General features: G+C 53.7%; 22 protein-coding genes. 14 read left to right on the forward strand and 8 right to left on the reverse strand.

Translation table 11 applies throughout. The features are described from left to right. Nucleotides 1-11 precede the first annotated feature (11 nt). The gene (locus WH298_RS09185; RefSeq protein ID WP_180822706.1) at nucleotides 12-1,208 is read right to left on the reverse strand and encodes a glycine C-acetyltransferase; all 1,197 of its coding nucleotides are present in this window, start codon (nucleotides 1,206-1,208) and stop codon (nucleotides 12-14) included. A gap of 231 nt (nucleotides 1,209-1,439) precedes the next feature. On the opposite strand from WH298_RS09185, the gene rfaD reads away from it, so the two are divergent. From rfaD to rfaC, 3 genes are read left to right on the forward strand one after another with little or no spacing between them, the layout of a single operon-like run. Beyond that, nucleotides 1,440-2,372: an ADP-glyceromanno-heptose 6-epimerase gene (rfaD, locus tag WH298_RS09190; protein WP_007885313.1), complete on the forward strand. Its 933-nt coding sequence runs from the start codon at nucleotides 1,440-1,442 to the stop codon at nucleotides 2,370-2,372. A gap of 17 nt (nucleotides 2,373-2,389) precedes the next feature. Beyond that, a complete protein-coding gene (rfaF, locus tag WH298_RS09195) occupies nucleotides 2,390-3,433 on the forward strand; it encodes an ADP-heptose--LPS heptosyltransferase RfaF (protein ID WP_180822707.1) in 1,044 nt (347 codons plus the stop codon). Between the two features lie 2 nt (nucleotides 3,434-3,435). Then, the gene (rfaC, locus tag WH298_RS09200) at nucleotides 3,436-4,404 is read left to right on the forward strand and encodes a lipopolysaccharide heptosyltransferase RfaC (protein WP_180822708.1); all 969 of its coding nucleotides are present in this window, start codon (nucleotides 3,436-3,438) and stop codon (nucleotides 4,402-4,404) included. 20 nt (nucleotides 4,405-4,424) lie between these two features. Here rfaC and WH298_RS09205 read toward each other — a convergent pair whose 3' ends face one another. Continuing rightward, nucleotides 4,425-5,396, reverse strand: a complete 972-nt coding sequence (locus tag WH298_RS09205) for a polysaccharide deacetylase family protein (protein ID WP_180822709.1) — start codon at nucleotides 5,394-5,396, stop codon at nucleotides 4,425-4,427. A gap of 318 nt (nucleotides 5,397-5,714) precedes the next feature. On the opposite strand from WH298_RS09205, the gene WH298_RS09210 reads away from it, so the two are divergent. From WH298_RS09210 to coaD, 8 genes are all read left to right on the forward strand, one after another. After that, the gene (locus tag WH298_RS09210) at nucleotides 5,715-6,839 is read left to right on the forward strand and encodes a glycosyltransferase (protein ID WP_180823710.1); all 1,125 of its coding nucleotides are present in this window, start codon (nucleotides 5,715-5,717) and stop codon (nucleotides 6,837-6,839) included. 42 nt (nucleotides 6,840-6,881) lie between these two features. After that, complete coding sequence (locus WH298_RS09215; protein ID WP_180822710.1) at nucleotides 6,882-7,991, forward strand: glycosyltransferase family 9 protein; 1,110 nt, start codon at nucleotides 6,882-6,884, stop codon at nucleotides 7,989-7,991. Further along, entirely contained in the window at nucleotides 7,988-8,989 is a 1,002-nt protein-coding gene (locus WH298_RS09220; protein WP_180822711.1) for a glycosyltransferase, read from the forward strand. Before WH298_RS09215 ends, WH298_RS09220 begins: the two co-directional genes overlap by 4 nt. A gap of 73 nt (nucleotides 8,990-9,062) precedes the next feature. Continuing rightward, the gene (rfaQ, locus tag WH298_RS09225) at nucleotides 9,063-10,139 is read left to right on the forward strand and encodes a putative lipopolysaccharide heptosyltransferase III (protein WP_180822712.1); all 1,077 of its coding nucleotides are present in this window, start codon (nucleotides 9,063-9,065) and stop codon (nucleotides 10,137-10,139) included. Then, nucleotides 10,132-11,265 carry a glycosyltransferase family 4 protein gene (locus tag WH298_RS09230; protein ID WP_007885305.1) on the forward strand — a complete coding sequence of 378 codons (1,134 nt, stop codon included), beginning with the start codon at nucleotides 10,132-10,134 and terminating at the stop codon, nucleotides 11,263-11,265. The genes rfaQ and WH298_RS09230 overlap by 8 nt, the downstream gene beginning before the upstream one ends. A gap of 85 nt (nucleotides 11,266-11,350) precedes the next feature. Continuing rightward, the gene (gene waaA / locus WH298_RS09235) at nucleotides 11,351-12,625 is read left to right on the forward strand and encodes a lipid IV(A) 3-deoxy-D-manno-octulosonic acid transferase (RefSeq protein WP_007885304.1); all 1,275 of its coding nucleotides are present in this window, start codon (nucleotides 11,351-11,353) and stop codon (nucleotides 12,623-12,625) included. 3 nt (nucleotides 12,626-12,628) lie between these two features. Then, on the forward strand, nucleotides 12,629-13,405 hold the full coding sequence (locus WH298_RS09240; RefSeq protein ID WP_007885303.1) for a glycosyltransferase family 2 protein: 777 nt from the start codon (nucleotides 12,629-12,631) through the stop codon (nucleotides 13,403-13,405). Beyond that, nucleotides 13,402-13,887 carry a pantetheine-phosphate adenylyltransferase gene (gene coaD / locus WH298_RS09245; protein ID WP_180822713.1) on the forward strand — a complete coding sequence of 162 codons (486 nt, stop codon included), beginning with the start codon at nucleotides 13,402-13,404 and terminating at the stop codon, nucleotides 13,885-13,887. The genes WH298_RS09240 and coaD overlap by 4 nt, the downstream gene beginning before the upstream one ends. Nucleotide 13,888: 1 nt before the next feature. On the opposite strand, the gene mutM is transcribed toward coaD, so the two are convergent. From mutM to radC, 4 genes are all read right to left on the reverse strand, one after another. Beyond that, nucleotides 13,889-14,698: a bifunctional DNA-formamidopyrimidine glycosylase/DNA-(apurinic or apyrimidinic site) lyase gene (mutM, locus tag WH298_RS09250; RefSeq protein ID WP_101760687.1), complete on the reverse strand. Its 810-nt coding sequence runs from the start codon at nucleotides 14,696-14,698 to the stop codon at nucleotides 13,889-13,891. A 69-nt stretch (nucleotides 14,699-14,767) separates the two neighbouring features. Next, nucleotides 14,768-14,935, reverse strand: coding sequence for a 50S ribosomal protein L33 (gene rpmG / locus WH298_RS09255; protein WP_003024094.1), 168 nt, complete (start codon nucleotides 14,933-14,935; stop codon nucleotides 14,768-14,770). An 11-nt stretch (nucleotides 14,936-14,946) separates the two neighbouring features. Continuing rightward, nucleotides 14,947-15,183 carry a 50S ribosomal protein L28 gene (rpmB, locus tag WH298_RS09260; RefSeq protein ID WP_007885297.1) on the reverse strand — a complete coding sequence of 79 codons (237 nt, stop codon included), beginning with the start codon at nucleotides 15,181-15,183 and terminating at the stop codon, nucleotides 14,947-14,949. Between the two features lie 243 nt (nucleotides 15,184-15,426). Further along, a complete protein-coding gene (radC, locus tag WH298_RS09265; RefSeq protein WP_007885296.1) occupies nucleotides 15,427-16,083 on the reverse strand; it encodes a RadC family protein in 657 nt (218 codons plus the stop codon). A 189-nt stretch (nucleotides 16,084-16,272) separates the two neighbouring features. Between radC and coaBC the strand changes: the two genes are divergently transcribed. The 3 genes from coaBC (at nucleotide 16,273) to slmA (ending at nucleotide 18,642) form a co-directional block, all read left to right on the forward strand. Further along, a complete protein-coding gene (gene coaBC / locus WH298_RS09270) occupies nucleotides 16,273-17,493 on the forward strand; it encodes a bifunctional phosphopantothenoylcysteine decarboxylase/phosphopantothenate--cysteine ligase CoaBC (RefSeq protein ID WP_180822714.1) in 1,221 nt (406 codons plus the stop codon). Further along, nucleotides 17,471-17,929 carry a dUTP diphosphatase gene (gene dut, locus WH298_RS09275; protein ID WP_007885294.1) on the forward strand — a complete coding sequence of 153 codons (459 nt, stop codon included), beginning with the start codon at nucleotides 17,471-17,473 and terminating at the stop codon, nucleotides 17,927-17,929. Before coaBC ends, dut begins: the two co-directional genes overlap by 23 nt. Nucleotides 17,930-18,045: 116 nt before the next feature. Continuing rightward, nucleotides 18,046-18,642 carry a nucleoid occlusion factor SlmA gene (gene slmA / locus WH298_RS09280; protein ID WP_007885293.1) on the forward strand — a complete coding sequence of 199 codons (597 nt, stop codon included), beginning with the start codon at nucleotides 18,046-18,048 and terminating at the stop codon, nucleotides 18,640-18,642. Nucleotides 18,643-18,729: 87 nt separating this feature from the next. Here the strand turns inward: slmA and pyrE are convergent, their stop codons facing one another. Both pyrE and rph read right to left on the reverse strand, forming a co-directional pair. Further along, nucleotides 18,730-19,371 (reverse strand): orotate phosphoribosyltransferase, encoded by a 642-nt coding sequence (pyrE, locus tag WH298_RS09285; RefSeq protein WP_007885291.1) that lies wholly within the window; start codon nucleotides 19,369-19,371, stop codon nucleotides 18,730-18,732. A 49-nt stretch (nucleotides 19,372-19,420) separates the two neighbouring features. Then, nucleotides 19,421-20,137: a ribonuclease PH gene (gene rph / locus WH298_RS09290; RefSeq protein ID WP_007885290.1), complete on the reverse strand. Its 717-nt coding sequence runs from the start codon at nucleotides 20,135-20,137 to the stop codon at nucleotides 19,421-19,423. Nucleotides 20,138-20,176 lie beyond the last annotated feature (39 nt).

Raw genomic sequence — 20,176 nt, forward strand, 5'->3', positions numbered from 1 at the left:
GTCCTTGCTCCTTAAGCGATAACGCCCAGCTGCTGACCAATGCGCGTAAAGGCGGCAACTGCGTGTTCCAGCTGTGCCTGTGTATGTCCGGCCGAAATTTGTGTACGGATACGCGCCTGGCCTTGCGGCACCACCGGATAGAAGAAACCGGTGACGTAAATGCTTTCCTGCTGTAACAGGCTGGCGAATTGCTGCGCCACTTTGGCATCGCCCAGCATCACGGGAATGATGGCGTGGTCGGCTCCAGCCAGTGTGAAACCGGCGGCGGTCATTTGTTCGCGGAAGAAGCGCGCGTTTTCCCAGAGTCGCTGGCGTAAACCATCGCCTTCGCTCAGTAACTCCAGCACGCGCAGCGAGGCAGCCACAATCGCCGGCGCCAGTGAGTTGGAGAACAGGTAAGGGCGCGAGCGCTGGCGTAGCCATTCCACAACCTCTTTCTTCGCTGCCACATAACCACCGGATGCGCCGCCCAGCGCTTTGCCCAGCGTGCCGGTCAGGATGTCGACGCGGTCCATCACGCCGCAATATTCGTGCGTGCCGCGCCCGGCCGAGCCGACAAAGCCCACTGCATGCGAATCATCAACCATCACCAGTGCATCGAACTCATCCGCCAGATCGCAAATCCCCTGCAGATTGGCAATCACGCCATCCATAGAAAACACGCCGTCGGTGGCGATTAGGATATGACGCGCGCCTTTGTCGCGTGCTTCCTGCAAGCGTGCGCGCAGTTCGCGCATGTCATTGTTGGCATAACGATAGCGCTGCGCTTTGCACAGACGCACGCCATCAATGATCGATGCATGATTGAGTGCATCCGAAATAATCGCGTCTTCCGCGCTGAGCAGCGTTTCAAACAGGCCGCCGTTGGCATCAAAGCAGGAGGAAAACAGAATGGCGTCTTCCATACCAAGGAATTCGGCTAACTTGTGCTCGAGCTGCTGGTGGATGTCTTGCGTGCCGCAGATAAAGCGCACTGAGGCCATGCCGAAGCCGTGTGAATCCATGCCGTCTTTTGCCGCCTGGATTAATGCCGGATGATTAGCTAAACCCAAATAGTTATTGGCGCAAAAGTTGATAACGGGCGGACTGTTAGCGACGTTAATTTCCGCCTGCTGCGCCGACGTGATGGTGCGTTCTTGTTTGAACAATCCGTCGTGACGTGTTGTCTCAAGCTGTTGACGAATTTGCGAATAAAACTGACTGGACATGATTCTGCTCCTCAGATAGCAAAATTTTGGCACATATTACTGATCGAAAAGCGAATAGACGATATTTCAGCCATCAATATCTCGGTTTTGTAGCATAGTTCACGCTGCGGACAGGATTTGTGCAGCGCTTCCGGAGTCATCTGGCTGCCTGCGTCTGGCTGAAATGTTATGATGTTAGGCATTCGTGGGTGAAACCTCCTGTTGCACCCCAACTCTTTAAAGGCAAAGCATATGATTATCGTAACCGGTGGCGCTGGCATGATTGGCAGCAACATTGTTAAAGCGCTGAACGACCGCGGTCTTACCGACATTTTGGTGGTGGATAATCTGAAGGATGGCACCAAGTTCGTGAATCTGGCCGATCTCGATATCGCTGATTACATGGATAAAGAGGAGTTCCTCAGCTACATCATGTCTGGCGAAGATCTGGGTCCAATCGAAGCGGTATTCCATGAAGGTGCTTGCTCGGCAACGACCGAATGGGATGGCAAGTACATGATGGATAACAACTATCAGTACTCGAAAGATCTGCTGCATTTCTGTCTGGAGCGTGAAATCCCGTTCCTGTACGCCTCTTCTGCCGCGACGTACGGTGGCCGCAATGAGAACTTCATCGAAGAGCGCCAGTACGAGCAGCCGCTGAACGTCTACGGCTACTCAAAAATGCTGTTCGATCACTATGTGCGCCAGATTCTGCCAGAAGCCGAATCACCGGTATGCGGATTCCGTTACTTCAACGTCTATGGTCCGCGTGAAGGTCATAAAGGTGGCATGGCCAGCGTGGCGTTCCATCTCAATACGCAGATCGGCAATGATGAAAATCCGAAGTTGTTCGAAGGCAGCGATGGCTTCCGCCGCGACTTTATCCATGTCGATGATGTGGTTGCCGTAAATCTGTGGTGCTGGGAAAACGGCGTATCCGGTATTTATAACTGCGGTACCGGCCGTGCCGAGTCTTTCCAGGAAGTGGCGGATGCGGTGCTGAACTTCCATCAGAAAGGCCAGATTGAGTACATTCCATTCCCGGATAAGCTGAAAGGTCGCTATCAGGCGTTTACTCAAGCCGATCTCACTAATCTGCGTGCAGCCGGTTACGACAAGCCATTTAAAACCGTCGCGCAAGGCGTGGGCGAATACATGGCCTGGCTAAACCGTAGCGTATAAGGAAAGCGGCTCCAGCGATGAAAATTCTGGTTATTGGCCCATCATGGGTCGGCGATATGATGATGTCGCAAAGTCTCTATCGCACGCTCAAGGCTGAGCATCCTGAGGCGGTGATCGATGTGATGGCGCCGGCCTGGTGCCGCCCGTTACTGTCGCGCATGCCGGAAGTGAACCAGGCACTGGCGATGCCGCTCGGGCATGGCGCATTAGCGCTGGGTGAGCGGCACCGTTTGGGGAAAACCCTGCAGGCGAGCGGCTATGACCGCGCCTATGTGTTGCCGAACTCCTTCAAATCAGCGCTGGTGCCGTTTTTTGCCGGAATCAAACGTCGCACCGGTTGGCGCGGCGAGATGCGTTATGGCGTATTGAATGACGTACGCGTGCTGGATAAAGCGGCGTTTCCGTTGATGGTGGAGCGCTATGTGGCGCTCAGCTACGACAAACCGCTCGCTTCAGCCCAGCAACTGCCGCAGCCGTTGCTATGGCCGCAACTGCGTGTTGATGACGATGAGAAACGCATGACGGCGGCGCAGTTTGCGCTGTCAGCCGATCGTCCGGTCATCGGTTTTTGCCCGGGCGCCGAGTTCGGACCGGCAAAACGCTGGCCGCACTACCATTACGCCGCGCTGGCAGAACAGTTGATTGGCGAAGGTTATCAGGTGGTGCTGTTCGGTTCGGCGAAAGATCGTGAAACCGGCGATACCATTATTCAAACGCTGCCGGAAGCGGCACGTGTACATTGCCGCAATCTGGCTGGCGATACGCAACTGGAGCAAGCGGTGATTCTGATGGCGAACTGCGCCGCCGTTGTCAGTAACGATTCGGGTTTAATGCACATTGCAGCTGCGCTGAATCGTCCACTGGTGGCGCTGTATGGCCCAAGCAGCCCGGATTTCACTCCGCCGTTGTCCCAGCATGCTCGCATTATTCGTTTGATCACCGGCTATCATAAAGTCCGCAAAGGCGATGCCGAGCAGGGTTATCACCAAAGCCTGATTGATATTCAGCCGGCGCGTGTTCATCAGGAATTGAGCGCGTTGCTGCATCCGGTGCAGGAGTAGAAATGCACGTTTTGATTGTTAAAACCTCCTCGATGGGAGACGTGCTGCATACGTTACCGGCGCTCACTGATGCGATGCAGGCCATTCCAGGCATTCGGTTCGATTGGGTCGTTGAAGAGAATTTCGCCCAAATCCCGAGCTGGCATCCCGCTGTGGATAAAGTGTTGCCTGTGGCGATTCGCCGCTGGCGCAAGCATTGGTTTGGCAGCCAGCAGCGTGAAGAGCGCGTGCGCTTCAAGCGGGAACTGCAATCACGTGAATATGATGTGGTGCTTGATGCGCAGGGCTTGATCAAAAGCGCCGCGCTGGTCACACGTCTGGCAAAAGGTGAGAAACACGGCCAGGACAGCCGCAGTGCACGCGAGCCTTTTGCTAGCTGGTGGTACGACAAGCGTCATGAAATCGACAAGCAACAGCATGCCGTAGAACGCACGCGTGAGCTGTTTGCTAAGAGCCTCGGCTATGCAAAGCCCGCCACCCAGGGTGACTACGCCATTGCCGATCATTTCCTGTCAACGCTGCCGCATGATGCGCAGCCCTATCTGGTGTTTCTGCACGCGACCACGCGCGACAACAAACATTGGCCGGAATCACACTGGCGCGAGTTGATCGAATTAGTGCAGCCAACGGGCCTGCGCATAAAGTTGCCGTGGGGCGCAGAGCACGAGCATCAGCGCGCGCAGCGCCTGGCGGAAGGCTTTGAACATGTTGAGGTGCTGCCGAAATTAACCCTTGAGCAGGTAGCGCAGCAATTAGCAGGCGCGCGTGCGGTGGTTTCGGTGGATACCGGTTTAAGTCATCTGACCGCAGCGCTGGACCGCCCAAATATCACGTTATTTGGGCCGACCGATCCGGGATTGATTGGCGGATATGGTAAGAACCAGCATGAACTACAGCCTGCACATGGTCACAGCATGGCGGATATTCAGGCTGCGGATGTCGCGGTGATGATGAAAAAATTAGCGGTATAAGTTTATACCGCTAATCATTTTCAGCGCTGTTGGCTTCCTCTCTTCAATAGCGCGTACTCCGTCAACGTCATACCCTGAGTACGTGATTGTAACCAGCTGAAAAGCTCCGTTAAATCAGCGTAAAGCTGCTCAATGTCAGCCTCATTTTTAAATGTAGGGCTGCCATCGGGCATGAATTCTGATGAATGCAGCATGAATTCGATATAATCATTTCCCTGGCTGAGCGTCTGCAGGGCCACCTGCTTCATCTGTGCCACATTGCCGCCCACTGGTCGTAGCCAGTTGACGGACGGACCGCGTTTTTTGCCGCGCAAGCCATTCCACACTTTTTTGAGCTGGTTAGTTAAAGCGCCATAGCGGTACTGAATGCTCATTGGCAGCTCTAACAGCGAGCTGCCGCCCTCTCGAGAAATATCATTGATATCAATATAATAAGCATGATCGGGGAAACAACTGTAATCGGTGCCGCCTTTACCTTGCGGCGCGCCAGGTGAATTGCGCCAATCCACGCGCGGTGTAACGGAGCAATCAACTAAATAGCCGTTGTCGATCAGAGCACGCGCGTAAACTTCATCAAAAGCCCAGCGTCCGGCACGATGACTGGTCATCTTCCGTTGAAAAGCGCTTTCCAGTAAATCGGTCATGTAAGCGACTTTATCGCGCAGGATATTTTCAGGAAATTCAATCAAGTAAGGCTGAAAGCGCCAGTCATCATCGGTCAGCGCATAGTGCGGTGGGCTATACCATGCGTGCAGATGCATGCCAATTTCACCCTGTCCGCGCGCCACCAAGTCACGGCCAAATTCAACATAAGCAGGATCGCTCGCCATTTCGTAATTGGTCAGCCAGGTAGGTTTAAAACCATATTTCTCACACAGCGACTGAAAACGCGGCAAGAATTGAACATTATGCGTGGTAACCTTGCCGCTGCGATTGCGCCACAGGTTATCTCCTTCTGTATCAAGAGTGATTAAAAACGCAGGCTTATCCATAACTTATCCGGTAATATGAGCACTTTCTAGCCGCTATGGTACGCAAGCCAATGAATGAGGGCAAACATTTCATCTGGCGTGTTCCAGTAGATGTTGGTAGCAGTATAAGGTCGTTTAAACTAGTCTAATTTAGACTGCATATGCCTACGGCTGCGCGAATGCTCACCTTAAGGCCAATGCGTAATGTCTGAAGCTAAAATATATCTAATAAATTGATTTATCTTATATTCAGTCCTGTTTTCTCAGGGGATGATAGTTGTTTTGTCATACAAAACAGGCTGGCGATTAGGAGCAAAGAATTTGTCGAAGCGCATTCTGATGGTGATTGATGGCCTGCCGGGCGGTGGGGCCGAAAAAGTCGTCCTCACACTGGCAGAAGGTTTTATAAGCCAGGGACATCGGGTGTCGCTCTTCTCCTTGCGCAAGGTATGTGAATACCCTATTCCTGCTGGCGTAGATTATCAGATCGTAATTGATGAAAGTTCACGTCCCTGGCGCAAGCTGACTGAAACTCATCGTCGCGCGCATTTACTTGATGAAGCTGTGCGTCAAAGCGAAGCGTTGCACGGAAAATTCGACCTGGTACTGTCTAATCTTCACAAAACCGATCGCATTGTTCGCTATGCGCGTGCACTGGATGCGAGTAAAACCTGGTATTGCCTGCACGGTGTTTTCTCAGCCTCTTATCTTGCTCGTAAATCAGGCTTCTCTTTGTGGCTCAAACGCCTGAAGATTCGCAATACTTATCATCACAAGCAGCTTATCGGTGTCTCACAATATGTGATTGATGATGTTATCCAGAACATTGGCGTGAAGCCCCGCAAAGCGCAGGTGATCTTTAACCCGTTCGATTTCGATCTTATTTCCCGTCTGGCCGCAGAACCTTGCCCTTTAGCAGAGAGTAATTTTGTCCTTCATGTAGGACGCTTTCATGAAACGAAGCGTCACGATCGTTTGCTTGCCGCCTATGCTCAGAGTGGCATCACTGCTCCACTGGTTTTATTGGGTCAGGGAAGCGAAAAAATCACGGAAAGATTACGCCAGCAGGCCTCTGATTTAGGCATAGCGGAGCGCGTACGTTTTGAAGGTTTTCATAAAAATCCTTATCCGTGGATCCGGCATGCCCGTTTGTTAGTGGTGAGTTCAGACAGCGAAGGATTTGGTAATGTGTTGATCGAAGCCTTAAGCTGCGGCACGCCTGTGGTAAGTACACGCTGCCCCGGTGCACCCTCGACGATTATGAGCGGTGACCTTGCGCGTGGGCTGGCTGATATGAATGTTGATTCATTGGCGCAGAAAATGCGCGAGATTTATGTCGCTCCGCCTGAGTTGCAACATCTTGACTTAAGCATTTATAGTCTCAACGTTATTTGTCAGCAGTATTTGCGACTGGCAGAAATGGAAGAGCCCGCATTTATAGGCACTCAGCACGTTTCAGGTTAACAGGTCCCCTTGTCGGTGTGGCCGTATCATGGGGATAGATCGTTGACGTATGTAATTCTCTTTTTACTTTTTTTTCCGGTCAAATGGGTGATGAAAATCTTCCATGGCCGAACCGGTAAAAATCTGGTAATTCAAACAGCTAAGATCGGTGATTTCATTAATATCACTCCGCTATTAACCCATCTGGGGAAAAGCGATGCGCTATTGAGCAAAAGCGTTGCTGCACTTGCAACTCGTGATAACACGTTGGAAAAAATCTGGTATATCGAAGAATATCGCTCTGGCTTAGTTAAAAAGATGAAGTTGGTGTGGCAGCTGCTCAACCGCTACGACAATATCTATCTATTACATCCTACCAATCTCAATTTGTTTATTGCCGCCTGCTGCAATGCCAGCAACAAACAGTTTCTTTCCAGCTATCGGCGCAAAGGCTATCAGGGCCTGTTTTATCTCACCACAAGCGGTGTAGTAGAGCATGAGAAACATACCCTTACGCTGGAGAACTATCTAAAACTCGCCGATCGCTCTTTCACCAAAGAGAGCTACCCGAAGCACGCGACGCAACCACTTTGGCAACCTAACTCACTGCCGGCTGAGATATTCCAGCATGATGGCATTCGCATTGGTATCAGTATCACTGCAGGCAATCAGGCAAAAACTATCCCACCGATGATTTGGCAGCGACTTTTTGACCACTTAAGCGACTTGCCTTGCCAGTTTTATGCCTTTGGCGCGCCGAATGAACAATCACGTCTGCAGGAGCTGTATAAAGTTGTCGGCGTGCGCGAGAACCTGATTAGTTTAGTCGGTAAAGTGCCACTGGAAGACGTACCGGCTGCAATTAGCGAGATGGATTTCTATATCGCCTCAGATTCTGGCAATGTCTATATTGCTGACGCGCAGAACGTCCCGATCATTTTGATTTATGGCCCATGTTGTGTCGAAGAACAGCGTCCCCTTGGCGATGTGTTGCTGATCGGGCCAAATCATATTGCGCCTTCATCGTTTGTTTTCGCGGCGCAATACAAATTTATGCACCCCACTGAACAGCTATTTGAACTGGATCAGCGGAAGTTGAAAGATATCCATGATTTTATATCCGCAAGGCAACAGCAACGCCTCGCGCGACGGACGAATACAAAAACAGCATGATCATGCAGCCAGAAAAATCATCCCCATTACTTAGCCTCATCATTCCCATGTTCAACGCAGGCAGCGATTTTGCTGCCTGTATGCAGTCGCTATTAGCACAAACATTAACCTCGCTGGAAATCATCATCGTCGATGATGGTTCCACTGACGGTTCGGGTGCCCGTGCTGACGCTTATGCGCAGCAATACCAACATGTTGAGGTCATCCACCAGGCCAATGGCGGCGTATCACGCGCCCGCAATGCCGGCTTAGCATTGGCACGTGGCAAGTATGTTTCGTTTCCGGATGCTGACGACACCATGGATCCGGCGATGTATCAAACGCTGGTTGAGATGGCAGAACGCGATAATCTCGATGCCGCACAGTGCAATGCGGAGTGGTTTTTTAAAGCCAGCCAGCAAGTGAAACCTCTGATTCCGCTCGATCGCCTGACCAGCACCGAGGTGCTGAGCGGTCCAGAGTGGCTCAACAAAGCGCTGCAAACGCATCGTTATATGCATGTGGTGTGGTTAGGAATTTACCGCCGCGAATTAATCGAACAGATAAAACTCGATTTTGAGCCAGGCCTGCACCATCAGGACATTCCCTGGACCACCGAGTTCATGCTGAACGCTAAACGGGTGCGCTATACCGACCAGGTGCTGTATTGCTATTACATGCATGATGCCTCTATCAGCAACCGTAAGCGCACCGGTCAGCGCAACGTGGAGTATCAGCGCCATTACCTGAAAATTGCGCAATTACTGGAAGAGATCAATGCACGCTATCGCCATAAAGTGAAAATCTACCCGGCGTTTCACTATCAGATTACCCATGAGGCACTCAGCGTTTGTCACTGTATTCGCCGTGAGCCCGACGAGTCCGCACGCCAGGCGATGATTGCAGACCTGTTTGCCACGCAAACGCACAAACGCATGTTGCGTAACGCGCGCGGCGTACAGCAGTGGTATCAGCTGCTGTTATGGCTGAGCCGGATTTATCGCTGGCGCAGGAAATAAGCGCTACGCCTGGCTTTCACGCCTGTGGGGTTTGCCCTACAATCAGCTGACTGAATTCTGAGATCATTTGAGTATGGCAAGTCCGATTCCAGACCCATTTGCGGCGAAAAACATTCTATTAATCAAGCTACGCCATCATGGCGATATGCTGCTGACTACGCCGGCGATCAATGCGCTTCGCCAGCGCTATCCACAGGCCAACATCGACGTTCTGCTCTATAAAGAAACCTCTCCGATGTTGGAGGCTCATCCCGCCATTCGCCAGTTACACATCATCGATCGCAACTGGAAGAAAGAGGGTGGCTGGCAGAAATTCCGTCATGAAATGGCTCTGATTTCCGCAGTGCGCGCCTGTCATTACGACATCGTGATTAACCTCGCCGACCAGTGGCGTAGCGCCATTATTACCGGGCTTTCTGGCGCACCGGTGCGCATTGGTTTTGCCTTCCGAAAACGTGATAACGTCTTTTGGCGCTGGATGCACAATCAACTTGTCAGCACGGAAGATCATAACCAGCTGCATACGGTTGAGCAGAATATGGCCGCGCTCAGGCCGCTGGGTATCAGCGCAGCCGGCGCCAAAGCCTCAATGCATTTCAGCGCGGCCGACCAACAGAAAGTGCAGGATGTGCTGGCACAGCATGCGGTACATTCCCCGTTTATTGTGCTTCAGCCCACTTCACGCTGGCTGTTCAAATGCTGGGAAGATGAAAAGGTGGCACAGTTGATTGATGCACTCGCCGCCGAAGGTCGCACTGTGGTACTGACCGCTGCGCCGGACCAGAAAGAGCGGGCGATGATCGCCAATATTCAAGCGCTGTGCCACAGCCCTAATGTGGTGTCTTTGGCCGGTGAACTCTCCTTGCCGCAGCTGGCGGCACTTATTGATGCCGCACAACTGTTTATCGGCGTGGATTCTGCGCCAATGCACATGGCTGCCGCGCTGGAGACGCCCTGCCTCGCGCTGTTTGGCCCAACCAAACTGCAGCACTGGCGACCGTGGGGCGAGAACAACCGCGTGATTTGGGCCGGTGATTATGGCCCGCTGCCGTCACCAGACGCGATCGATACCAGTACGCAACAGCGCTATCTTTCTGCCATTCCCGTTGAGGATGTGATTGTGGCCGCCCGGAGTTTTTTGCATGAGTAAGTTACGCCTGGCTATCGTCCGGCAGAAATATCGTCCAGATGGCGGTGCCGAACGTTTTATTTCACGTGCACTGGAAGCGCTGGACAGCGAGCAGCTCGATCTCAACATTATTACCCGCAGCTGGCAGGGCACGCCGAATCCGGCATGGCATCTGCATATCTGTAATCCGGCTAAATTCGGCCGCATCTCGCGTGAGCGTGGTTTTGCGCGCGCCGCACGCGCCTGCTGGGAGCGGGAAAAGTTCGATATTGTGCAGAGCCATGAGCGCATTGCCGGGTGCGATATCTTCCGCGCTGGCGATGGCGTACATCGCGTATGGCTGGAACAGCGCGCGCGCATTGTGTCGCCCTGGCAGCGTTTAAGCGCCAGCCTAAGTCCTTATCATCGCTACGTATTGCAGGCGGAAAACGAGATGTTCAACGCACCGTCGTTAAAGGCGGTGATCTGTAATTCAGAGATGGTGAAGCAGGATATCTTGCGCAACTTTACGCTCGATGCCAGCAAGATCCATGTGATTCATAACGCCATTGATAGTCAGCGCTTCCAGCCTGCCAGCGAAGCATTGCGCCATGCAGCCCGCCAGCAGCTAAAGCTGCCGCAAGAGGCGACGGTGATGATTTACGTCGGCTCGGGTTTTGAGCGCAAAGGACTGAAGGCGGCGATTGAAGCAGTGGCGAAAAGCGATCGCTATCTGGTGGTGGTTGGTCAGGATAAGCAGCTGTCGCGCTACCAGCAGCTGGCTAATCAGCTTAATTGTCTGGAGCGTTTGCGCTTTGTCGGCGTGCAGCAAGATGTGCAACCGTTCTACCATGCGGCTGACGCGCTGCTGCTGCCAACGCTTTATGATCCCTTCCCTAACGTGGTACTGGAAGCGATGGCCTGCGGGCTGGCGGTGATCACCAGCACCGGCTGCGGTGGCGCGGAATTTATCACCGCGGGGCAGGAAGGTTTTGTCTGCGATGCATTAGATATCAACGCGTTAAACGAAGCAGTAAAAGCCACACCGGCACTTTCACACAATTCTGCCATGGGCGAAGCTGCACGGCGCAGAATTGAACCTTTTGGTCCGCAGCGACTGGCGCAGGCGCTGACTTCACTTTATCAGCAGGTGCTGCAAAGCCGCTGATGAAGGGGTATGAGCAGGTGGCTAGTTTCTGATAACATGCCGCCTTTCATCTGTTTTTTGACGCGATTCTGTCGTAACGGTAACTATGACGACTCTATACACAGCCTTGCTCTACCTGATTCAGCCACTAATCTGGCTGCGCCTGTGGCTGCGCGGTCGAAAAGCACCGGCCTACCGTAAACGCTGGGCAGAACGCTACGGCTACTGTAGCGGCAAAGTCCTGCCACATGGCATTGTGCTGCATTCCGTTTCCGTCGGCGAAACGCTGGCGGCGGTGCCGCTGGTGCGCGCTCTGCGCCACCGCTACCCAACGCTACCGATTACCGTCACCACCATGACGCCAACCGGCTCTGAGCGGGCGCAATCAGCGTTTGGTAAAGACGTGCACCACGTTTATTTGCCTTATGATCTGCCAGGCTCGATCAATCGTTTCCTCGATACCGTCGACCCGCGACTGGTGATCATCATGGAGACCGAGCTGTGGCCAAACATTATTCGCATTTTGCACCAGCGCAAAATTCCGCTGGTGATTGCCAACGCGCGCCTGTCTGAACGCTCGGCCAAAGGCTACAAAAAACTCGGTGGCTTTATGCGTGATTTGCTGCAACGCATTACGCTGATTGCCGCGCAAAACGCCGAAGATGGCGATCGTTTTCTCAGCCTTGGTCTGAAACGTTCGCATCTGACCGTTACGGGCAGCCTGAAGTTTGATATCTCGGTGACGCCAGAGCTGGCGGCCAAAGCGGTGACGCTGCGTCGTCAGTGGGCGTCGCGCCGTCCGGTATGGATCGCTACCAGCACTCATGAAGGCGAAGAAGCGATTGTGCTCGATGCCCATCGCCGCCTGTTGCAGCAATTCCCAGATCTGCTGCTGATTTTGGTGCCGCGCCACCCGGAACGTTTCAAAGATGCCTGCGATCTGACGCAAAAACGCGGCTTCAGCTTTACGCTGCGCAGCAGCGGTGAAATTCCCTCAAGTTCCACACAAGTGGTGATTGGCGACACCATGGGCGAATTGATGATGCTGTACGGCATTGCTGACCTCGCCTTTGTTGGCGGCAGCCTGGTAGAGCGCGGTGGACATAATCCACTGGAGCCGGCGGCGCATGCCATTCCGGTGCTGATGGGCCCGCACATCTGGAACTTCAAAGATATCTGCGCCAAATTGCAGCAGGCCGAAGGGCTGATTACCGTCACTGACGTGGTATCGCTACAGAAAGAAGTCGCGAACTTGCTGCAGGATGACGATTATCGCCGCTACTACGGCCGCCATGCAGTAGAAGTATTGCATCAGAATCAGGGCGCATTACAGCGTCTGCTACAGTTACTCGAACCTCATTTACCGCCGCGAGCTCACTAACTCATGTCGCAACGCCAACGTCTCTCTGTGGTGATGATCGCCAAAAACGAAGCTGAACTGCTGCCGGAGGCGCTGGCTTCCGTCAGTTGGGCGGATGAGATTGTGGTGCTGGATTCCGGTAGTACTGATAACACCGTACAGGTGGCACGCGATCACGGCGCGCAGGTCTTCCAGGCTGAAGGCTGGGAAGGGTTTGGCAAACAGCGTCAGCGCGCGCAGGCGCATGCGCAGGGCGATATGATTTTGATGATCGATGCCGACGAGCGCGTCACGCCAGAACTGCGTGATGCCATTGAGCAGGTTCTCATCCAGCCCGCTTCGGATAACGTTTACAGCCTCGGGCGCAGTAATCTGTTTCTTGGTCGGTTTATGCGCCACAGCGGTTGGTATCCCGACCGCGTAATGCGCCTCTATCCGCGCAAGCTCAATTACAACGACAACCTGGTACACGAATCACTCGAGACGCAAGGTGCGCCAGTGGTGAAACTGGTGGGCGATCTGCAACATCTTACCTGTCGCGACCTGATTGCGTTTCAGCGTAAACAGATGAATTATGCCGAAGCCTGGGCGCAGGAGCGTTTTCAGCGCGGAAAACGCTGCGGGCTGTTCTCCATCTTTAGCCACACGCTCGGCGCGTTTGTAAAAACGCTGCTGCTGCGCGCCGGTTTTCTCGACGGTAAACAGGGCTGGATTTTAGCGGTGGTCAACGCGCAGTACACCTTCAACAAATATTCGGCGCTGTGGGCGCTGCATCACACCTCAACACAAGGTCGCGTATGAGTACGAAAGCGATTTATCCCGGCACCTTTGATCCCTTTACCTTGGGTCATCTGGATATTGTGACGCGTGCAGCGAAGATGTTTAATCACATCATTGTGGCGATTGCCGCCAGTCCGAGTAAAAAGCCGTTGTTCAGCCTGGATGAGCGCGTCGATATGGCGCGTCAGGTCACTGCGCATTTGTCGAATGTGGAAGTGATTGGTTTCAGCGATTTGATGGCGAATTTTGCCCAGGTACAGAACGCTAACGTGCTGGTGCGCGGTTTGCGTGCGGTATCAGATTTTGAGTATGAGCTGCAGCTGGCGCAGATGAATCGTCACCTGTTGCCAACGCTGGAGAGTGTGTTTCTGATGCCGTCAGAAGGTTTCTCCTTCGTCTCTTCTTCGCTGGTAAAAGAAGTGGCGCGCCATGCCGGTGACGTGCAGGCATTTCTGCCTGACGTAGTGCACAAGGCGTTACTGGCGCGACTGGCTCAGCCTTAACTCAGTGCTGGCAGCGTGGGCACCAGAAGGTACTGCGCTGGCCATGCTTGCCGCTGACAATCGGCGTACCGCAGGCTCGGCAAGGCTCACCGGCGCGACCATAAACCTGCAGCTGCTGCGCGAAGTAGCCGGGTTTACCGTCGGTCTGCAGGAAATCACGCAGCGTGGTGCCGCCCTGCTCAATCGAGCGCAGCAATACCGCTTTGATGGTGTTAACCAGCAGTTCCGCTTCCTCCTGACTCAAACTCATCGCTGAACGATCGGGCAAGATCCCGGCGGTAAACAGCGACTCGCTAGCGTAGATGTTCCCGACGCCCACCACAACCTTGTTATCCATCAGCCACTGTTTAATCACTGTGCGTTTGCCGCGCGACTTTTCAAACAAGTATGCACCATCAAATTCGCTGCTTAGTGGCTCTGGTCCAAGATGCGCCAGCACACTGCTGCCTGCGAGGTCGTTGCTCCACAGCCAGGCACCAAAACGCCGTGGATCGGTGTAACGCAGCACTTTGCCGTTGCTCATCACCAAATCGACGTGGTCATGTTTGGCTGCGGGCTGTTCGCCGGGTAGCACACGCAGGCTGCCGGACATGCCGAGGTGAATGATGATCCAGCCATGCGGCAGTTCGAGCAGCAGATATTTGGCGCGACGCTGCACGCTCAATACCGGTTGGTCGCTTAACGCGTGAATTTCATGCGAGACCGGCCAGCGCAAACGGGGATTACGCACTACCGCATGCAGAATCGTGGCACCAACCATGTGGGGTTCGATACCGCGACGACTGGTTTCTACCTCAGGTAATTCAGGCATCTCATCTCCTCAACGAATCGCAGAAACAAAAAACCCGGCCGAAGCCGGGTTTTTCTCAGAACACTAAAATTACTTAATTTTAGCTTCTTTGTAGAGAACGTGCTGACGTACAACCGGATCGAACTTTTTCAGTTCTAATTTCTCTGGTTTAGTACGTTTGTTCTTCGTGGTGGTATAGAAGTGACCTGTACCAGCAGAGGAAACCAGCTTGATCTTCTCACGAATACCTTTAGCCATGATTCAGTTCCTTAGTACTTCTCACCACGGGCGCGGATTTCGGTCAGAACCGTATCGATGCCCTTTTTATCAATAACACGCATACCTTTAGCAGATACACGCAGAGTAACGAAGCGCTTTTCGCTCTCAACCCAGAAACGGTGAGAGTGCAGGTTCGGCAGGAAACGGCGTTTCGTCGCGTTCATTGCGTGGGAACGGTTGTTACCCGTTACCGGACGCTTTCCAGTTACCTGGCAGACTCGTGACATTTCTATTCTCCAAAAATCAAATCAGCTCGAGCTTTAAAAACTAGGTTTTGGCCGCCTCGTCAGGCCTTAGCCCGCCCAGGCGAGTTCCATGTGAACCCGCTAAGCTGGCCCAAACGCCAAACCCGAGATTCTCAAAGGTGGCGTAGTATACGCCGCTCAGCCTGAGTGCTCAAGTCCCGAACAGATAAAGATCCCTCTGGATCGCGCAAAAATGCCTCATTTCTGTTCAATTGAATCGCTGAATTACAACCAACCACGCTCAGCGAAAGAGGTAAACTCGCCGTGACCGATCACCAAATGATCAAGTAAACGGATATTAAGCAGCGCGCACGCCTGGCCAACTTTACCGGTGATATCACGATCTGCCCGGCTAGGTTCGGCAATGCCGGAAGGATGATTGTGCGCCAGAATGACGGCCGCTGCGTTGAGTTTCAGGGCTTCGCGCACGATTTCACGCGGATGCACCTCCACGCTGGCAATCGACCCTGAAAACATCTTCTGCGCCTGTAATACGCGATGCTGATTATCAAGGAACAGTGCCATAAACACTTCCCGCTCCTCATGCGCCAGCACGCTCTGCAGGTAATGGCGTGTCACCTGTGGATTTTCCATCACATTTTCTCGCGCCAGCTGGCTGGCAAAGAAACGCCGTCCCAGTTCCGCTATCGCATACAGCTGCGTCATCTTAGCGCTGCCCACGCCCTTAATCTGTCCAAGCTCCTGCTGGCTGGCCGTCATAATGCGATAGAGCGAGCCAAACTCGTTCAGCATCTGATGCGCCAGCAACAGCACGCTGGTGCTGCTGGTACCGGTGCGCAAGAAAATCGCCAGTAACTCCGCATCACTCAACATCTCCGCGCCCATTAACAACAGTTTTTCCCGTGGTGCCAGTTCCGTCATGCGTTGTTCTCCCTGCGTTGTGGCGATTCTGCGCCTCTGCCACTCGTCGTGCCAGCAGACAAAACGCGATTTCAGAGGCGGCTCGCAAAGGCCGCAGGCAGTGAAAAGGCGAGCTACAGATTTTGTGATAAAGTTGCCTGCATCTGCCGCCATTAATGCGGCAATCTGCTTTAAGTTGAGGCGAAGAACATGACGGGATTAGCCGGTAAAAAAATTCTGCTGGGCGTGAGCGGCGGCATTGCCGCGTATAAAGCACCGGAGTTGGTGCGTCGACTGCGCGATCGCGGTGCAGATGTGCGCGTGATGATGACCGAAGCGGCCAAAGCCTTTATTACGCCGCTGAGCCTGCAGGCGGTTTCCGGTTATCCGGTATTTGATGACCTTCTCGACCCAGCAGCAGAAGCAGCAATGGGCCATATTGAACTGGCGAAGTGGGCTGATTTGATTGTGTTAGCCCCCGCAACTGCCGATCTGATTGCCCGCGTCACCGCCGGCATGGCGAACGATCTGGTCACCACGGCGTGTCTCGCCAGCGATGCGCCTCTCGCGATTGTTCCCGCCATGAATCAGCAAATGTACCGTGCCGCGATAACCCAGGAGAATCTGCAACGTCTGCATCAACGCGGCGTGCTGATTTGGGGGCCCGACAGCGGCAGCCAGGCCTGCGGCGATATTGGTCCTGGCCGGATGCTCGATCCGCTGGCGATTGTGGCGTACGCATTAGAATGGGCTGCGCCCGTCAACGATCTGCAACATCTCAACATTATGATCACCGCCGGCCCAACCCGCGAAGCGCTCGACCCGGTGCGTTATATCAGCAATCACAGCTCAGGTAAGATGGGCTTTGCGATTGCCGCCGCCGCGGCAAAACGCGGTGCGAAGGTGACGCTGATAGCGGGCCCGGTTGCGCTTTCAACACCGCCAGGCGTGCAGCGCGTAGATGTCGACAGCGCGTTAGAGATGGAAGCAGCAGTGATGGCGCAAATCGGGCAACAACATATTTTCATTGCCAGCGCAGCCGTGGCAGACTACCGGGCGGCCACGATTGCCGCAGAGAAAATCAAAAAACAGGGTGGCGATGATAACGTCACGCTGCAGTTGGTGAAGAACCCCGATATTGTCGCAGGCGTAGCGGCGCTGCAGGAAAATCGCCCTTACGTTGTGGGATTTGCTGCTGAAACCCAGAATGTGGAAGAATACGCGCGGCAAAAACGGGCGCGAAAAAACCTCGATCTGATTTGTGCCAATGATGTGGCGCAGGCGGGTCAGGGCTTCAATAGCGACACCAATGCTCTTCACCTTTTTTGGCAGGAAGGAGAGAAAGTCTTACCGCTCAGTGATAAGACGCTCCTTGGCCAACAATTAATAGACGAGATTGTCAGCCGTTATGATGAAAAAAATCGACGTTAAAATTCTTGATGCACGCGTGGGCAACGAATTTCCGCTGCCAACCTATGCAACCTCTGGTTCCGCTGGTCTCGATTTGCGCGCCTGCCTGGATGACGCACTGGAAATCGCACCGGGCATGACCACGTTGGTACCAACAGGCCTGGCGATTCACATCGCCGATCCTGCGCTTGCCGCCGTCATTCTGCCGCGCTCTGGCCTTGGCCATAAACATGGCATCGTGCTGGGCAATCTGGTCGGTTTAATCGACTCCGATTATCAGGGACAGCTGATGGTTTCCGTCTGGAACCGTGGTCAGGACAGCTTCACGCTGCAGCCGGGCGACCGTCTGGCGCAGCTGGTCTTCGTGCCGGTGGTACAGGCCGAATTTAACCTGGTGGAAGATTTTGACACCAGCGACCGCGGTGCGGGCGGATTCGGTCACTCAGGCCGCCAGTAACACGCGACACTTTTCGCTTAGCCATCTTTTTATTTCTTGTCGCCACGGGCCGCTTTGTCTGTGGCAGATGAGGCAGTATTGCCTGTTTTTGGTGAATTTCAGGGGTGTTGAAGGTCATGGCAGAAAAAAAAGTCGCGAAACGGAATCGTCGCGAAGAGATTTTGCAGGCGCTGGCGCAGATGCTGGAGTCGGGCGATGGCAGTCAGCGCATCACCACCGCCAAGCTGGCAGCCAATGTAGGCGTTTCAGAAGCGGCGTTGTACCGCCACTTTCCCAGCAAAACGCGGATGTTCGATAGCCTCATCGAGTTTATTGAAGACAGTCTGATTACCCGCATCAATCTAATCCTGAAAGATGAAAAAGAGACGCTGACGCGACTGCGTTTAATCGTGCAGCTGATTCTGGGATTTGGTGAGCGTAATCCGGGGCTGACGCGCATTTTGACCGGCCACGCACTGATGTTTGAACAGGATCGCCTGCAAGGGCGTATCAATCAGCTGTTTGAACGTATTGAAGTGCAGCTGCGTCAGGTGATGCGCGAGAAGAAAATGCGTGATGGCGAAGGTTTTCAGAACGATGAAACGCTGTTGGCGAGCCAGCTGCTGGCGTTCTGCGAAGGATTGCTGTCGCGCTATGTGCGTTCTGAATTCCGTTTTCGCCCTACCGCGGATTTCGATAGCCGCTGGCCGCTGATGGCTGCGCAGTTGGTTTAAAAGAGCAGGTCAGCATGAATGCCGACCCTACAGTGTAGGGTTGCCATTCATGGCAACCTCATTACCGAACGCACAATTGCCGAATAATTAAATCCCGTACTCTTTGCGATACGCGCGCACTTTCGCCAGATGGTCAGCCATCTCTGGCTTCTCTTCCAGATAATCAATCAACTCAGCCAGCGTAATAATGGCGGTGACTTTACACTTGTAGTCACGCTCCACTTCCTGGATGGCTGAAATATCGCTGCGACCACGTTCCTGACGATCCAATGAAATCAGCACACCCGCTAAAGTCGCGTTATGCGCGCTGATAATATCCATCGATTCACGAATCGCGGTGCCGGCGGTAATCACATCGTCCACCAGCATCACTTTGCCTTGCAGCGGGCTGCCCACCAGCAAGCCCCCTTCGCCATGATCTTTGGCTTCTTTGCGATTGAAGCAGTAAGGCACGTCGCGCTCGTGATGATCGGCCAGCGCCACCGCGGTGGTGGTGGCAATGGGAATGCCTTTATATGCCGGGCCAAACAGCAGGTCGAAATCAACTCCGCCATCTACCAGCGCCTGCGCGTAGAAACGGCCCAGCAGCGCTAAATCGCGGCCGGTATTAAACAATCCGGCGTTAAAGAAATAGGGGCTAATACGACCCGACTTTAGGGTGAACTCACCAAACTTCAGTACCCCTTTGTTCAGGGCGAATTCAATAAACTGACGCTGCCAGGCTTTCATTTCTCACTCCTCAAATAAAGAAAAGGCGACTCTAAGGTCGCCTGTTACATCAATTCGCTAGCGCTGCTTTTTGCGCCTGAATCAACTGCTCAATGCCGCCTCGCGCCAGCGCCAGCAGCTGCAGTAACTCTTCGTGGCTGAACGGTTCACCTTCTGCGGTGCCCTGCACTTCAATCATGCGACCATCCTCGGTCATCACCACGTTCATGTCAGTTTCAGCGGCGGAATCTTCCACGTATTCCAGATCGCACAGCGCTTCACCGCCCACGATGCCGACGGAAATTGCCGCCACCATACCTTTCAACGGGCTGGCTTTCAGTTTGCCTGCGGCAACCAATGCATTTAACGCATCAGCTAATGCCACGCAGGCACCGGTAATAGAAGCGGTACGCGTGCCGCCATCGGCCTGAATCACGTCGCAATCCAGTGTGATAGTAAATTCACCTAAGGCTTCCAGATCCACTGCGGCGCGCAGTGAACGCGCAATCAGACGTTGAATCTCCAGCGTACGTCCGCCTTGCTTACCTTTAGCCGCTTCACGCGCCATGCGGCTGTGGGTAGAACGCGGCAGCATGCCATATTCCGCGGTAATCCAGCCCTGGCCTTTGCCTTTAAGGAAACGCGGCACGCTCTCTTCAACGGTGGCGGTGCACAGCACTTTGGTTTCACCGAACTCAACCAGCACAGAGCCTTCTGCATGTTTGGTGTAGTGACGAGTAAGGGTGACGGGACGTGTTTCTGATGCACTACGGCCTGCTGGACGCATGGTTTCTCTCCGGCTTGCTTAGGTTTGGCTGCGCATTAT

The sequence above is a fragment of the Pantoea nemavictus genome, from assembly GCF_037479095.1.
Taxonomy (GTDB): domain Bacteria; phylum Pseudomonadota; class Gammaproteobacteria; order Enterobacterales; family Enterobacteriaceae; genus Pantoea; species Pantoea nemavictus.

Excerpts from the sequence above, each read along its gene's own strand:
- WH298_RS09185 (WP_180822706.1), bottom strand. The coding sequence starts at position 1,208 with ATGTCCAGTCAGTTTTATTCGCAAATTCGTCAACAGCTTGAGACAACA.
- rfaD (WP_007885313.1), top strand. The coding sequence starts at position 1,440 with ATGATTATCGTAACCGGTGGCGCTGGCATGATTGGCAGCAACATTGTT.
- rfaF (WP_180822707.1), top strand. The coding sequence starts at position 2,390 with ATGAAAATTCTGGTTATTGGCCCATCATGGGTCGGCGATATGATGATG.
- rfaC (WP_180822708.1), top strand. The coding sequence starts at position 3,436 with ATGCACGTTTTGATTGTTAAAACCTCCTCGATGGGAGACGTGCTGCAT.
- WH298_RS09205 (WP_180822709.1), bottom strand. The coding sequence starts at position 5,396 with ATGGATAAGCCTGCGTTTTTAATCACTCTTGATACAGAAGGAGATAAC.
- WH298_RS09210 (WP_180823710.1), top strand. The coding sequence starts at position 5,715 with ATGGTGATTGATGGCCTGCCGGGCGGTGGGGCCGAAAAAGTCGTCCTC.
- WH298_RS09220 (WP_180822711.1), top strand. The coding sequence starts at position 7,988 with ATGATCATGCAGCCAGAAAAATCATCCCCATTACTTAGCCTCATCATT.
- rfaQ (WP_180822712.1), top strand. The coding sequence starts at position 9,063 with ATGGCAAGTCCGATTCCAGACCCATTTGCGGCGAAAAACATTCTATTA.
- WH298_RS09230 (WP_007885305.1), top strand. The coding sequence starts at position 10,132 with ATGAGTAAGTTACGCCTGGCTATCGTCCGGCAGAAATATCGTCCAGAT.
- waaA (WP_007885304.1), top strand. The coding sequence starts at position 11,351 with ATGACGACTCTATACACAGCCTTGCTCTACCTGATTCAGCCACTAATC.
- WH298_RS09240 (WP_007885303.1), top strand. The coding sequence starts at position 12,629 with ATGTCGCAACGCCAACGTCTCTCTGTGGTGATGATCGCCAAAAACGAA.
- coaD (WP_180822713.1), top strand. The coding sequence starts at position 13,402 with ATGAGTACGAAAGCGATTTATCCCGGCACCTTTGATCCCTTTACCTTG.
- mutM (WP_101760687.1), bottom strand. The coding sequence starts at position 14,698 with ATGCCTGAATTACCTGAGGTAGAAACCAGTCGTCGCGGTATCGAACCC.
- rpmG (WP_003024094.1), bottom strand. The coding sequence starts at position 14,935 with ATGGCTAAAGGTATTCGTGAGAAGATCAAGCTGGTTTCCTCTGCTGGT.
- rpmB (WP_007885297.1), bottom strand. The coding sequence starts at position 15,183 with ATGTCACGAGTCTGCCAGGTAACTGGAAAGCGTCCGGTAACGGGTAAC.
- radC (WP_007885296.1), bottom strand. The coding sequence starts at position 16,083 with ATGACGGAACTGGCACCACGGGAAAAACTGTTGTTAATGGGCGCGGAG.
- coaBC (WP_180822714.1), top strand. The coding sequence starts at position 16,273 with ATGACGGGATTAGCCGGTAAAAAAATTCTGCTGGGCGTGAGCGGCGGC.
- dut (WP_007885294.1), top strand. The coding sequence starts at position 17,471 with ATGATGAAAAAAATCGACGTTAAAATTCTTGATGCACGCGTGGGCAAC.
- slmA (WP_007885293.1), top strand. The coding sequence starts at position 18,046 with ATGGCAGAAAAAAAAGTCGCGAAACGGAATCGTCGCGAAGAGATTTTG.
- pyrE (WP_007885291.1), bottom strand. The coding sequence starts at position 19,371 with ATGAAAGCCTGGCAGCGTCAGTTTATTGAATTCGCCCTGAACAAAGGG.
- rph (WP_007885290.1), bottom strand. The coding sequence starts at position 20,137 with ATGCGTCCAGCAGGCCGTAGTGCATCAGAAACACGTCCCGTCACCCTT.